We start from the raw sequence: 14,481 nt of genomic DNA on the forward strand, positions 1-14,481 counted from the left end.
TTAACTGTTTAGGGATATAGACGATTTATTTGTTGGGATACAACTTCTCTACCAGACTGTTGAGGTAAACTTCCAGATTGGTATACGTTTTACTTAGAGTATATTTGGCACCGTCGGCTTTACTTTTGGGGTTCAAACCGTTGGCAGTCTCCCATTCATCAGGGATGCCGTCGCCGTCGGTGTCTTTCGGACCGGTTTCCTTTTTATATTCCGGCCAGCCACCTACATCGCTGGCTTTATCAATAAGTCCCTTTTCACTGCCATTACTGCCGTCTGCCGTATAATCTCCGTTGCGAACGTTGGCTATGATGCGTTTATCGACATCATCATATTTTAAGGAAGCACCGGCATACTTTAATACTGATTCATAAGCTTCTTTTGCCGATTGAGTGAATTCGGATGCATCTTCGGAAATGGTAAATTCGTTACTTGACTGAAGTGCTTTTTCTCCTCCATCGGGTAAAGGAACGGCTTCTGTTGCATTGGGGTGTAACCCTTGCCAGTTGTCATTGTTTACAGAAGTAAGCAGAGATTGATATTCGGCTTTCAATTCAGGACATGTGCCGTCAAAATAGTTTCCTTTCAGATAAAAAGTACCCCATATACCTTTGGTGTTTTTATTTGTACCGTCATCACCGTTAGGTTGGAAGATACGGTTTACAATATTTTTCTTGGTATTGGTAACTGGTCCGGGCTTGTAGTAGTTGTTCACGAAATTATAGCTTCCTCCTTCTCCTGCATAGCCGCCATTGGTCGGTCCCCAGTTATAGAAAACATTATTTCGTAAATCGACTTTTTCATTTTCCGGTTTCCCTGTATAGCGGCTACCGCATAGACGTGGTGTACGGCTGCTGTGGTGGGCTAATAAATTGTGGTGGAATGTAGCGGGTGATCCTCCCCATATTCCTCCGTAACCGTGATTACCTTTGGTGTGTACCGAACGATTCAAACTTTCGCTGATGATGCACCATTGCATGGTAAAATTAGTGTTATCGTAGAAAGAAGCACATTCATCAGTGCTCCAACTCATCGAACAATGGTCAATGATAATATTTTTATGTTGCTTTCCCCACAATGCATCACCACTGTCGGCTTCTGCTTCTGTTGTAAAGTTGTCCGATCCCATGCGGAAACGCATGAAACGGATGATTACGTTGTCTGCCTGTACGGATACGGGATGTCCTTTCAGGCAAATACCGTCACCCGGTGCACTCTGGCCGGCAATCGTTACATCTCCGTTGGTTATCTTCAAGGGGCTTTTCAGTTCTATCAATCCACTTACTGCAAATACGATCGTGCGCTTTCCCGTACGATTTAATGCGTAGCGTAGTGTCCCTTGTGTTGTGTTATCTTCAAGCGAAGTTACTGTATACACTTCTCCGCCTGCTCCGCCGGTAGTATAACAACCTGCACCGTAAGCGCCCGGAAAGGCATAACGCGTTTCGGCAGGTGTCTCTTCTTCACCACCTTCGTTCTCATTACCACCGTTACCGGTATTCTGTCCCGGTGTTTCATCAGTGATACTTGGGTCTTCGCTGCTGCAAGCAACCGATAGGTTGATTACACAGAAGCACAATAATCCCATTTTAATAGATTTGAGCATACAAATTATCTTTTAAAAAAATAGAGTTCTTTGTCTCATACATTATATTTGCTGATGATGTGACAAAGAACTCTTTATTAAATCTTATTGGTTTTATTCGCTTACTGTACCGTACTGGCTTACAGTTTTCACTGTATAAATATTGCTTTCGTCAGTGTTGGTCAGTGTAACGGTAGTGTCTGTAGTTTGCCCTGCATAGTTACCATTCATAAAGATGAGGTAACCGGCAGCACCGGATACTGCATCCCATGTCAGAGTGTTTCCCGACAGATTGACATTGGTAGGTGCTGCAAGGGGAGTTTCCATATACTCTTTCGGGTTCCAGCTGTCAATAGTTATTATATTCTCATATGTATATTTAGCAGCTTCGGATGCTGTTAGCACTGAGCTAGTGAAGGAAACGTTTCCGGAGGTGATTGTTTTACTTTCCGCAATCATATTTCCATTCTTGTCGATAGTGTTATATTCAGCATATAGTGTAGGTATTTGTCCACCATATCCCCAGTGTGAATCTATAATATCCATTTTCAACTTGGTGTTGATCCAGACAGTTTTCGTGGTTGTTGCTTGGGAACGTCCGAATGAGAATTTTGTATCATCACCGTTTACCGTACAATCTTTTATAACATATCCGTATTTATCGCTTTCACTGGTACGCGAAGCAGTTATAACGCTACCACCGTCATTGCCTGTATTATAGAATGTACTGTTTTCGATAAGTACATCGCCACTTCCCCAGATATAATCTGTATGGCCTTCAATCCATGAGTTATAAACGTATGCACGATGAGGGGTTGTATTGTTCCAATAACGGGTCCACCATGTATCCTGATAGGAGACAAGCAAACAATTATTCAAAGCAAAGCGGTCTTCACGGTTTATCAAGGCTTCTGCCTGTCCGTTTTTACCTAAACCACCCGTGTGACGATTTGAGAATGCACCATAAAGATTGATGATTGAAATGTTTTCAGCATAAAAATCTGTGGCTTCAATCAACACTACTGTGTTTTGGTCTTCACTATATCCGGCTTTGCGGGCTGGTGAGTTTTCGTTGAAAATAGAATAAGGCCATGAGGTAGCATTACTTGAATCATCTACACGGTTTACTGCAAACTGGATTTTAACACCATCGCGGCTCTCACCGATTAAATGAACAAATGGTTTATTCTTATTGATCCGGACACATTCATTATAAGTTCCGTTGGCTATGAAGATTTTATAAGGACTGGTCGGTGGAGTAGTGATGGCGTTGATTGCTGTCTGGAGAGTAGTGTAATCGCCATTCCCTTTTGAATCAACAATTGCATCGAATACTTTTCCACCACCCGAAATTTCAGATTTGGCAGTAAAGCTTAAAAAGAAGTCTTCGTCGTAAGCTCTTCCCTGCATATCCGTTAATGCTCCGGCAGGAACTTCGAAAGTACATTCTTTGTTTTCCATACCAGAGAAGGTATAACGTACTTTTTCGTAGTTGATGGATACACGCACTACTCCTCCGTTGAAATAGATTTCTGTGTCTGGAGCCTGACGCATAGCTTTGCTGAAAGTCAGTTCTACATATCCGCTCGGACCTACTACATCACCATCATTGATATTCTGTGAAATCAGAACAGGGATGCTTGTATCTTCTGCATCATCGTTGTCATTACAGGAAGCACCTGTAAGAATCAACAAGAACAGAAGTAAGTATTTACTTATTGTATTGATTGAATTTGTATTCATAATATCTGTTGCTTTTTAGAGAAGATTCTCCGTCAAGTAAATGCAAATTCCAGACTTGACGGAAAACCTTGTAGTTTTATTTAGTTATTTGTTCCAACGTTGGTCACCGACTCTGTATTCTTCAGGAACATCTGCTCCAAAAGTCAAATCTTCACTTGAACCATTAGGGAATAGCTGATCGGAAGTCAGAGGAAGACTAGTATAGTCTTTTCCCCAGTCGGGTGTAACAAATGAAAAGTCAGAAGCCTTATACAAGCCGTTTACGTTCAGGGTTGTAGCTACGGAACTTGTGTTGTAGAAAGGTTTAACTCCACCTTTGGCAAACAGGGTGTTTGATATAGTTATTGTCATGTCTTTTGTATCTCTGCAGAAAGCATCACTTGCTGACATATCATAGAATGTACAATCTTTGATTGTTATTGTACCGGGTTGTCCTGACTTGTGTCTTATGAATTGAGACGCAGAAGCTCCCTTGGATACAATAATAGAAGTGTTGGAAACCACTAAATTGAGAGTTGTTAATGTTACCTTGTCAGAAAGAAGTAATCCATAATGATTGGATGTTGCTGCTCTTCCCAATCCTTTGATGATACAGTCGTCAATAGTAACAGACATAGCATTACTTGTACTTGCATTCATACGAACGATACCACGGATATTGGTAATTGTACACGAGGTAACTTCTATTTCTTTGATGCAACCTGAAGTACCGTTTTGATAAATAAGGGTTGTATTTCCTTCATCGGTAATATTCAGATTATGGAATTCTACTTTATCACATATTCCGCTGGCACCTATGCCCTTTTTAATAGTCATATTAACCTGTCCGTCTTGACTGTCACCCCAGAAAATAAGGTGAGTCACGCCAGCAGCAATGCTTTCTTTTTCTTGTGCAAATCCTTCTGTTCCGGAAACATTGATTAATACTTTTCCTGAAAGATTATCCCAGTTGGCAAGGGCATCTTCCCATGTCATTTCAGTATACCCCGTCGGTTTACCTTTCTTAGTTGTAAAGGTGATACGAGAACATATAGAGCCGTTTGCGAAAGCATAAGCCGTATATTCCGTACTGGAAGCCAAACCTGTGATTGCCACCTTATGTGCAGCAATATCTGCTGGTGATAATTGGGTTCCTGATTCAGGTACTCCTTCGGTAGAAAGAACACAAGCATATTCATCTACATCCACCGTTTCTTCCCATGAGAATACAGCTGAATTTGCTGTTATATCACTGATGGTAGATTCGATTTCCAAACCAGGGATGGTAACAGTCTGTGAACCACGCGGATTATTTCCATTATAAATAGTAATCGTGTATTCAGTGAATGACTTCAAATTTTCAACCCATGCTTCACCTGCGGCAGCTTCTGTTGACGAAATAACACGTGAAGCTACTTCTGTGGCACCCGTTTCCATGATTTCGAAATGATCGACTGCTAATCCGGCTTCCCATGACATGCGTACTTTTCCTTGACCTTCAGGTAAGTCTTCAGTAGTTGGAATATTCAGGATAGCTTCTTCCTTAACTGAAGCAAAAGTCTTTTTATAATTTACCCAACGAGATTCCTTCTCTCCGGAAATAGATTTGATACGCATATAATAAGTCGTATTTACAGCCAGATTATCCATTGTGTAAGGTGACTGCTTGATCCGGTTGGCAGGATCATTTCCATAAACGATATTTCCATTTTCTTCTGATCCCATTGGAGTCTCGTCAGTCATCTCGTTAGGACTAATCTCGATAATGTAATAGTCGGTATTGGATGTTGAGCTCCAAGTTACTACCGCTCTGGCTACTTTACTGTCTGTTTCTACACTGATTCCGTTTTCATCAGTTCCGAAAGGACGGCTATAGGAAGAGTCAATATCCCAATCACTTTTCTCTGTACACGAAGATACAGCCAAAGAGGCCAGGAGCATGAAAGCTCCCATTCCCAATATATTTTTTATATTCTTCATCATTTTACGATTTTAAGATTAATCCGAATAACCATAAGAGTTATATAATTTACCGTTTGAGGTAGAGATGGTTGTAGAAGCTATCGGCAATAAATAACGATTCTTCACAGCCTTGTTCAATCCGCCAGAAATACTAGGCAAGTTTACTTTCAGATTCTTTTGCTCCTTGTCACTGGTTTCAGCTCCGAAGAAGCTCTTGTTTTCATATTCTCCACCTACTTTAGCTCCAAATACGAGAGAAGTCATATCGATATACATCGGATTGTCCGTGCGATATTTATAGTTCACATACTGTGGATATGTACCATTATACACTGCATTTGTATATTCGTTTTTGAACTCGTCTATTTTTTCGCTCAACAGGTTCCAACGGATTAGGTCGAACTTACGAACACCTTCTCCTGCCAGTTCCCATGCATTTTCGTCAACAATTGCATCGAAGAAGTCTTTTCCCATTAGAGCAGTCCATGCAGCATCACGTTTGGTTGCATCGGTGAAAGCACGGTCGTGTACTTCTTTCAGGGCTGCTGTGGCTGTTAATGTACAACCTTCGGCTGTTGCACCCTTACCATAAAGTTCGTTCACAACTTCGGCATACATCAGCAATACTTGCGGATAACGCATTTTCACTACGTTGATACCGGAACAAACTTTCTGATCGCTGGCCAATACAGCTGCGTACCATTCAGAGTTTTCCATCATCTTACGATAATCCCATTTTCCACAATAAAGACCGAAAGGAGCATTTCCTAACATATATTCTTTAAATACTTTGGTGTTTTTGTCTGTAGAAAGTTGTGAAATAGCACAAGTCAGATCGCGGCGGATATCTCCTTCGCCAAATGACAGATAATAAGGAGCAGTCAGTTTCAACTTACCGGATGAGTTACCTTTCGGACCGAATAGGGAACTGGCACCGTTTATACGATATCCGATAGTATATCCTAGCTCACCACTTTTGTTTAGTCCCATTGGAATCTCGAACAGGTTTTCTTGATAAGTCTGATCTAGTTGTCCGATATTTATTAAACGCCAGTATTCTTCTACAGAAGGATTCAGTTTATGTTTTCCTGAACTGACAACAGCTGCCAGATGTTTTTCGGCCAATTCGAATAGTTCTCTACGTTTGGTATCGCTGCAACGTTGAGTAGGATAAGTAGCGTCACTGTTATCTCCGGTGATATATCCGTCTTTAGCTTGTTCGCGGATAGCATATCCGGCACGTGTCATTGCAATGTTAGCCAAGAGAGCGTGAGCATAGCCTTTGCTTACATGTTCGGTTGTATAACCGTCTTCACCAGCCCAAGGTAAATATCCGATAGCTTCCTCGAGTTCAATTATCAATTCATCCATGATATCGTCACGATCTGCCTTTCCAATGTAAACATTAGACAGGTCGCTGTTGGAAGATTCTGTTTTGAAAGGAATATCACCGAACAAGCGGATCAGATCGAAATAAATCATCGCACGCAATGTCATCGCTTCTGCACGGAATCTCATCATGCTGGTACGGGTTGCTCCTGCTTGTTGTATCAGTTGGCTATTGTTTATACCATCTACTACCAGATTCGCATTCTCGATTACTCCGTACATGGCATCCCATACTTTGGAAAGTTGTGACCATCCCGGATTAGCGTTGTAGTTCATATTACCACGTTCGCTGGACGTGTTGCTTGCATCCGTACCCAAACCGTCAATCAGTTCACAGTCGGTATTGGTTCCGGCAATGATAGGTAGGAAGTTAGAATAAGTCTGGTCTTGCGTCAGGCTGCCGTAAACTTTATTAAGTGCCAATTCTGTATAATAGGCATTATTAAAAGTTGATTCATTATCCAATTCAGACGGTGAGGTCTGATTCAGGAAGTCCGAACAGGAAGACAGGGCAATTAACCCCAGCCCCAGGAATAATGTCTTATATATTTTCATACGATCAATCTGTTTAATGTTTTAATTAGAATGTAACGTTAATACCACCCACAAATGTGCGGCTCTTAGGATAAGCGGCGTAATCTATACCCGGAGTCATCGCATTTTTCTTACTGCTTGTATCGACTTCAGGGTCTGCTCCGCTGTAGTTAGTCCAACAGAACAGGTTATATCCTGTCAGATAGATTCTCACATTCTGCATAAACGCTCTCCTTACAATTGTTTTCGGAAGAGAGTATCCGATAGTAATGTTATTCAAACGCAGGAATGAGGCTTTTTCTACTGCATAATCAGTCAGCTGCATGGTAGTAGCGCTGGCCGGATTGTACATATTGGCGTTAGCGTTTATTTCATTCAGACGTAATCCTGCTGTTGTCATGTCTCCATAGGTATTGAGGACATCTGTAGAGCTGGACGACAGGTTCAAACCAGTTTCCGGATCAATCCATGTGTAACGGTTAGACAATCTGAAATCATTGTTTAAGTTATAACCGGTTCTTGAACCTGAACGGAAAGAAGCTGCCAGTTTTGTTCCATTGACAATTACATTTCCGAGAGAGTAGTTGAAGAATACATTGAAGTCGAAATTACCTACGCGACCATCGAATCCAAAACCTCCGGTTGTAGGAGCGATAGTGTTACCCAAACGTTGTTTGAGAGGGTTACCATCTTTATCACATTCCAGTTTCAAACCACCCGGATAGTATTTACCACCGGTGATAGTAGGACTGTTATCTTGCATTCCGTCTTTTAATCCCCATTCGCTACCTGCCCAAACCAGTTCGCCGGTAGGGTTGGTGACAGGATCATATACAGTATAATAACCGTTTGTCTTATATCCCCAAACTTCACCCAAACGTCCGCCTTTCTCTACGCGGAAGTCTTCGTATTTGGCCATTGTACTACCTGACCAGTTACTACTTTGCCAGGGAGAGTCTGTATTCAGTTTATCAATGTGGTTGCGGTTGTAAGCAATGTTGGCATTGAAGTTCAAAGAGAAATTCTTTTTATCAAATAAAACAGCACTAACAGACAATTCTACACCTTTATTGGATGTCTGTCCGAAGTTCTTGTACTGATAGTTATATCCGGAGAGAGAAGGAATTTCAGTACGCATCAATAAGTCTCTGGTTGTATTCCAGTAAAAGTCGATAGCACCGGAGATACGATTGTTCCAGAATCCATAGTCAATACCGATGTTACGGGTAACTGTTGTTTCCCACTTCAAATCGGGGTTGTATAAGTTCGTTCCATGTTCCAACATGGTAGTGCTTTCTCCGTTGAAGAAAGGATTACGTGCATCATTACCTCCCAAAGAGTAAGTGGTGGAAAGCAAACCGGAATTGATACGGTTGTTACCGGCAGTACCGAAGCTTAAACGTAGTTTCAAAGCTGACAGCCAGTCTTGAGTGTTACTCATGAAAGCCTCGTCAGAGATACGCCATGCCAAAGCTGCTGACGGGAAAACACCCCAACGATTTCCGGAACCGAACTTGCTCGAACCGTCTGCACGTACTGTAACAGCAAGCAAGTATTTATCCATCATAGTATAGTTCACACGACCAAAGAATGATAATATGTTTTCTTTTGCAGCAATGGTAGATTGGTTGGCTAAAGCTTTGCCCGAACCCATATTTGCTTTCATATCATCGAAATTCATAGTAACAGGGAAAGCTACAGATACATTTTCTATTGATTTCCTTTGGCTGCTGCTTACTTCATGTCCTATCAATACATTGAGTTTATCACGACCTTTGAATAGTTTTTTGTTATCATAGGTCAATGTGTTGGCATTACGCCAGCTCATCGTCTTTTCTCTCAATAGGTAGGCTTGTGGCTGACCGTTATATCCATATTTAGAATTAGATACTGCATCTACTCCCCAATACTGTTCTGTATCGTCAAACTTCCATCCATATCCGAATTCGGAACGGAATGTCCAGTTCTTGAATGGTTTCCAGTTTAAACCTACATTGTAGTTCTGGTTGAAAGTATTGCGGGTTTTATCTGTTGCAAGCAGACGTTCCAATGGAGATTTCTGTTGTGCCGAACTGTTTTCTTCGTCGTCATCACTGTATTTAAGTGAATCAACCGGACGGAATACGGTAGCATTAGCCACAGTTGAATTGGCAGCATTGGATTCATTGGTATCAGCACCACCACCTAAACCGTCAATGGTAGAGTAACTTAACCGGGCGTTAAAGTCCAGTGTCATCCATTTATTCAGTTCTGATTTAATTTTTGCATTTACATTGTCTTTTTTGAAGCCGGAATTAAGCATGATACTTTTTTCTTCATTATGGGCATAGCTGACACTATAAGTCATTTGCTTGGTTCCGCCACTTACATTAATGTTATATTGTTGCTGGTTTCCAGTACGTCCGAACATCTCGTCTTGGTAATCGGTACCATCAATAGAACGCCAGATATCCATATCGGCAAAGTTTCCATAATCCAGAGAACCGATTTCACGCTGATAAGCAACGAAATCGTAAGGACTCAAGACTTCAGTCAGTTTGGTTACCTGTTTAAAACCGAAAGAAGCACCGAAGTCTACTTGCGTTTTACCTTCTTTTCCGCTCTTGGTAGTAATGATGATTACACCATTTGCACCACGGGCACCATAAATGGCTGTGGAAGAAGCATCTTTCAATACGTCGATGCTTTGAATTTCCGAGGGAGCGATATCACTAATGCTTGAAACAGGGAAACCATCTACAATATATAAAGGAGAGTTATCCTGTGATAGTGAACCACCACCGCGAACACGGATCTTTATATCTGCATCGGGAGAACCTTCAGTAGTAGTAACACTAACTCCGGCAAGTTTACCGGTAAGGGCTTCAGATGCACTTGCTACTGGTATAGCAGCTAAGTCTTTGGCACTAACAGAGGCTACAGAACCGGTTAAATCTCTTTTATTGACCGTACCGTAACCAATTACTACGACTTCGTCCAAAGCTTTCGAGTCGTCGACCATTTGTACATTAATTGTTTTTCTACCTTGAACGGCTACTTCTTGAGTTTTCATACCTATGTATGAAATAACCAATGTTTTTTTGCCATCAACTTTAATAGAAAAATTACCATCTAAATCTGTAATCGTACCATTGGTAGTATTACCTTTTTCTACAACAGAGGCTCCAATAACAGGCTCTCCGCTGGTGTCTTTCACGTTACCTTTTACGGTAATCGTTTGCGCAGATACGCTAAGCGATATTGCTGAAAATAGTATTAGCAATAAGGAGCGCATGTTTTTCACTTTGTTAGACATTCTTTGCATGTTTATTAATTAATGGTTGTTGTTTGATATTTCATAAAAATCCCGATGAGAGTTCATTCATCGCTACAAAAGTATGAGAATGAAGATATAGTGATGTGCAATATTTGTTTTTCACCTCGTATTTTTTGTTTTTTAGTTTGTTGCGAGGTGTAGTTATTAGCTTTGAAGGGTGTTATTTGTGTTCTAAAGGCCGGCAAATATACGAATCAGAGATTTATAAATTGATTTTTTCACCGGTTTTTATCCGGCATTCATCGGAATTTATACCGTAAATCAACTGAAAAGCCTGTGGAAGCATAGGGAAATGATGTATCTTTGAACCATTAATCAATTAATAATAGAAACAATGGAAGAGAAACAAAATTTTCCCCGTGCTACAGGCTTTTTCGGTAAAATACTGATAGCTCTGCTTTTTATCCTTTCCGGGATTCTACTGTTTGCCCGTAATATGGGATGGATAACTTCAGAAGTATTTGATTTGATCGTATCTTGGCATTCACTCCTTATATTATTAGGTATATATGCAATGATTCGCCGCCATTTCATCGGTGGAATCATCCTTTTTCTGGCGGGTGTCTATTTTCTGATAGGAGGACTTTCCTGGTTGCCGGAAAATTCACAGGCAATGGTGTGGCCCCTTGCTCTGATAATAGCAGGTGTTTTATTTATCTTCAAACCCGGCAGAAATAAGAGGGCGCAATGGGCTCGTCAGCATACAATGGAACATCGTCGGCAATGGATGAAGATGCATCAGGGTAGACCCGGCATGAACTTTGAGAGTGAGCAACAACAATCGGAATCAGTAGATGGCTTTTTGCGTTCGGAGAATGTCTGGGGAGCTGCACGTCACGTAGTACTTGATGAGTTGTTTAAAGGAGCTATGATTCGTACCTCTTTTGGGGGGACGACTATTGATCTTCGCCATACCCATATTGCACCGGGAGAAACCTATATTGATTTGGATTGCAGTTGGGGAGGAGTCGAGATTTATGTCCCGTCGGATTGGACAGTCGTGTTCAAATGCAATGCTTTCTTTGGAGGATGTGATGACAAACGCTGGCAAAATGGGAATGTAAACAAGGAGAATATATTGGTCATTCGTGGAACGCTTTCTTTCGGAGGCTTGGAAGTTAAAGACTAGCGTATGAAACCACATCCGATAATAGATTATCCATTCCGCTGGATTCCGATGCTGGTGCTGGCGTTGATTCTGGTTGCGACACAGGTGGCTTTAGTCTGTGGATATACCGGAAACGACTATCTTCCTGCTCTGGTAGATGGAGTGGCAACAATTGGTTGGCTGGCAGCCATAGCCTATTTGGCCTGGTTTGTGGTCGGTCTTGTTTCGTTGTTCCAGACGGATATAATCATGATAATCGTTGGAAGCCTGTTATGGCTGGCGGGTAGTTTTATGATCTGTGATATCATGGTGAGGATTGTAGGCGTATCCTATATTCCTTTTGCGCAGACAATACCTTTCCGGTTATTGTTCGGACTGCCAACCTTGATTGCCATTACTTTATGGTATCGCCTGATCGTAACTAAAGAAGAAGTACAGAATCAGGAACTGGATAAAGAATTGGCTGCACATCAGCTAACTGTGACCGAACAACAAGGAGAACCACAGACAGAATTAATAGATCGCATTACGGTGAAAGACGGTTCCCGCATTCATCTGGTAAAGACAGACGAACTGATCTACATACAAGCCTGTGGAGATTATGTAATGTTGATAACCCCTACCGGAGAATATCTGAAAGAACAAACTATGAAATATTTTGAGACCCATCTGTCTCCTGATACTTTTGTGCGTGTGCATCGTTCTACGATTGTCAACGTAACACAAATTTCGCGGGTCGAGCTTTTTGGAAAAGAAACTTATCAGTTGTTATTGAAGACTGGCGTGAAACTAAAAGTGAGTCTTTCCGGTTACCGGTTATTAAAAGAGCGATTGGGGATCTAAAATTTGTTCAATCTTATCATAAAAACTGATTTTTCCCCCATATCGGTCAAAAAATGAATGTCAGAATGAAAAGCTTCCACTACTTTTGTTTCCATCATCTAATAATGTGAATAAGGAAATGAAAAGAAAATTAGTTTATGTTTGTCTGCTGGCAATGATTGCGGGAGGGATGATGTCCTTTTCCTATGACATACCCGAAAAACAGGAGACAGGCGGCCGGGAAGATCGAGTGATTTCTTTTCCCGGAGCTGAAGGACACGGTAGATACACGACAGGCGGCCGTGGTGGTAAAGTGTATCATGTGACTTCTTTGGAAGACGATGGTTCGCAGGGGACTTTACGTTGGGCTTTGAAACAAAATGGACCTAAAACAATTGTCTTTGATGTGGCAGGTACGATTCATCTGAAATCGGAATTACGAACAGGGAAAGATCATCTCACCATTGCAGGACAGACTTCTCCCGGAGGAATCTGTCTGGCTGATTATGGCTTTTCTATTAATTCTAATAATGTAATTATCCGTTTTCTTCGTTTCCGCCCCGGAGAAGCCAGTGGGAAAGAACCCGATGGGTTGGGCGGCTGTGATAAAAAGGATATTATGGTAGATCATTGCTCTGTCAGTTGGAGTGTGGATGAATGTCTTTCCGTTTATGGTATGGAAAACTCTACGGTACAATGGTGTATTGGCTCTGAAGCATTAAGAAAAGCGACTCATGTAAAAGGAGCACATGGATATGGAGGCAATTGGGGAGGACATAAAGCTTCTTATCACCATAACCTGATCGCTCACTGTGAGAGTCGCGTGCCTCGTCTGGGCCCTCGTCCTTCTACATTAGCTCTTGGCGAATGTGTTGATATCCGGAATAATGTTTTCTACAACTGGGCTGGAAACGGCTGCTATGGCGGGGAAGATCAGCATGTCAATATCGTCAATAACTATTATAAACCGGGACCGGCAACAAAACAGGCTTCCAAACAGGTGCAATATCGTATCGCCAAAGTCGGAGTTTATCCACAAGCTTATGTTTACGTTGATGGAGAACCCAAAAAGAACTTAGCTTTTCAACCTTACCTGCAGAAATGGGGAACTTTCTATATTGATGGAAATAAGATAGAAGGTAACAACAAAGTTACTGCCGATAACTGGACGGACGGAGTCTATGCCCAGTTGAAGAATGATGAAAAAGTAGATTTCCTCTGGACAGAAGATGCCAAAGAATCTATCCGTCTGAAAGAACCTCTTGATTTTGGAGTAATCACTACTTATTCGGCTGACAAAGCTTATGAACAGGTAATGAACTATGCAGGTTGCTGTAATTATCGTGATGAAGTAGACAAACGTATCATCTCCGACACCCGGAAAGGAACGGCAACTTTCACCGGAGAAGGAAATAAACCCGGATTCATCAATAGCCCCAAAGACACAGGCGATTCTCCTTGGCCGGAATTATCAATAGCAGGTCTTTCGGCACCGGTAGATTCGGACGGTGATGGCATACCTGATGAATGGGAAATAAAAAACGGACTTGATCCGAATAATCCTGCAGATGGAAATACAAAAACGAAAGATCCGAATGGACAATATACGAATCTTGAGGTATATTTGAATAGTTTGGTGCAACATATAGTCGATGCACAGAACAAATAGCTAATCAGCAATTCCCCGTTCAATGCGGTGAATTTAGATGATATGCCCTTCAGGTGTTTTATGATAACACTTGAAGGGCATATCTTTTTTGTGCATGGCTATACCAGAGGGGCACTTTTTTACCCCAGTCCGTTTTTTACTCCTTTTCTACTAAATCTTACTCTATCTTCTCTTGCTTAATCCTCAATTTTGCACTGGTGAAAGAACAAAAAAATCACTCTAGCGAAAAACATCATTAATATACAATGAAAATCTAAACAAATGAGAAACATGAAGCCAGCACTTATAATAATCAACCCGCCTTAAGAGGTTTAATTCACTTTTAAAGAAAAAAAAATGCAGAATAATTTGTGCTTTTTGATAATTGCATATCTTTA

General features: G+C 41.3%; 8 protein-coding genes. 3 read left to right on the top strand and 5 right to left on the bottom strand.

The window, feature by feature from the left end:
* Window positions 1-25: 25 nt before the first annotated feature.
* The 5 genes from DXB58_RS01005 to DXB58_RS01025 form a co-directional block, all read right to left on the bottom strand.
* Window positions 26-1,603: a pectate lyase gene (locus DXB58_RS01005; protein WP_122135612.1), complete on the bottom strand. Its 1,578-nt coding sequence runs from the start codon at window positions 1,601-1,603 to the stop codon at window positions 26-28.
* A 93-nt stretch (window positions 1,604-1,696) separates the two neighbouring features.
* Window positions 1,697-3,325, bottom strand: coding sequence for a pectinesterase family protein (locus DXB58_RS01010; protein WP_122135613.1), 1,629 nt, complete (start codon window positions 3,323-3,325; stop codon window positions 1,697-1,699).
* An 84-nt stretch (window positions 3,326-3,409) separates the two neighbouring features.
* A complete protein-coding gene (locus DXB58_RS01015) occupies window positions 3,410-5,287 on the bottom strand; it encodes a DUF5123 domain-containing protein (protein ID WP_122135614.1) in 1,878 nt (625 codons plus the stop codon).
* A gap of 15 nt (window positions 5,288-5,302) precedes the next feature.
* A complete protein-coding gene (locus DXB58_RS01020) occupies window positions 5,303-7,210 on the bottom strand; it encodes a RagB/SusD family nutrient uptake outer membrane protein (RefSeq protein ID WP_117512691.1) in 1,908 nt (635 codons plus the stop codon).
* A gap of 25 nt (window positions 7,211-7,235) precedes the next feature.
* Window positions 7,236-10,493, bottom strand: coding sequence for a TonB-dependent receptor (locus DXB58_RS01025; RefSeq protein ID WP_122135615.1), 3,258 nt, complete (start codon window positions 10,491-10,493; stop codon window positions 7,236-7,238).
* Between the two features lie 346 nt (window positions 10,494-10,839).
* Here DXB58_RS01025 and DXB58_RS01030 point away from each other — a divergent pair, with 346 nt between their 5' ends.
* The 3 genes from DXB58_RS01030 (at window position 10,840) to DXB58_RS01040 (ending at window position 14,104) form a co-directional block, all read left to right on the top strand.
* Window positions 10,840-11,634, top strand: a complete 795-nt coding sequence (locus DXB58_RS01030; RefSeq protein WP_122135616.1) for a LiaF domain-containing protein — start codon at window positions 10,840-10,842, stop codon at window positions 11,632-11,634.
* A 3-nt stretch (window positions 11,635-11,637) separates the two neighbouring features.
* Entirely contained in the window at window positions 11,638-12,456 is an 819-nt protein-coding gene (locus DXB58_RS01035) for a LytTR family DNA-binding domain-containing protein (protein ID WP_122135617.1), read from the top strand.
* A gap of 118 nt (window positions 12,457-12,574) precedes the next feature.
* Entirely contained in the window at window positions 12,575-14,104 is a 1,530-nt protein-coding gene (locus DXB58_RS01040) for a pectate lyase (protein WP_122135696.1), read from the top strand.
* The last annotated feature ends 377 nt before the right edge of the window (window positions 14,105-14,481 follow it).

The organism is Bacteroides sp. OM05-10AA, from assembly GCF_003439055.1.
In the GTDB taxonomy this organism is placed as follows: domain Bacteria; phylum Bacteroidota; class Bacteroidia; order Bacteroidales; family Bacteroidaceae; genus Bacteroides; species Bacteroides intestinigallinarum.

Excerpts from the sequence above, each read along its gene's own strand:
- DXB58_RS01005 (WP_122135612.1), bottom strand. The coding sequence starts at position 1,603 with ATGCTCAAATCTATTAAAATGGGATTATTGTGCTTCTGTGTAATCAAC.
- DXB58_RS01010 (WP_122135613.1), bottom strand. The coding sequence starts at position 3,325 with ATGAATACAAATTCAATCAATACAATAAGTAAATACTTACTTCTGTTC.
- DXB58_RS01015 (WP_122135614.1), bottom strand. The coding sequence starts at position 5,287 with ATGATGAAGAATATAAAAAATATATTGGGAATGGGAGCTTTCATGCTC.
- DXB58_RS01020 (WP_117512691.1), bottom strand. The coding sequence starts at position 7,210 with ATGAAAATATATAAGACATTATTCCTGGGGCTGGGGTTAATTGCCCTG.
- DXB58_RS01025 (WP_122135615.1), bottom strand. The coding sequence starts at position 10,493 with ATGCAAAGAATGTCTAACAAAGTGAAAAACATGCGCTCCTTATTGCTA.
- DXB58_RS01030 (WP_122135616.1), top strand. The coding sequence starts at position 10,840 with ATGGAAGAGAAACAAAATTTTCCCCGTGCTACAGGCTTTTTCGGTAAA.
- DXB58_RS01035 (WP_122135617.1), top strand. The coding sequence starts at position 11,638 with ATGAAACCACATCCGATAATAGATTATCCATTCCGCTGGATTCCGATG.
- DXB58_RS01040 (WP_122135696.1), top strand. The coding sequence starts at position 12,575 with ATGAAAAGAAAATTAGTTTATGTTTGTCTGCTGGCAATGATTGCGGGA.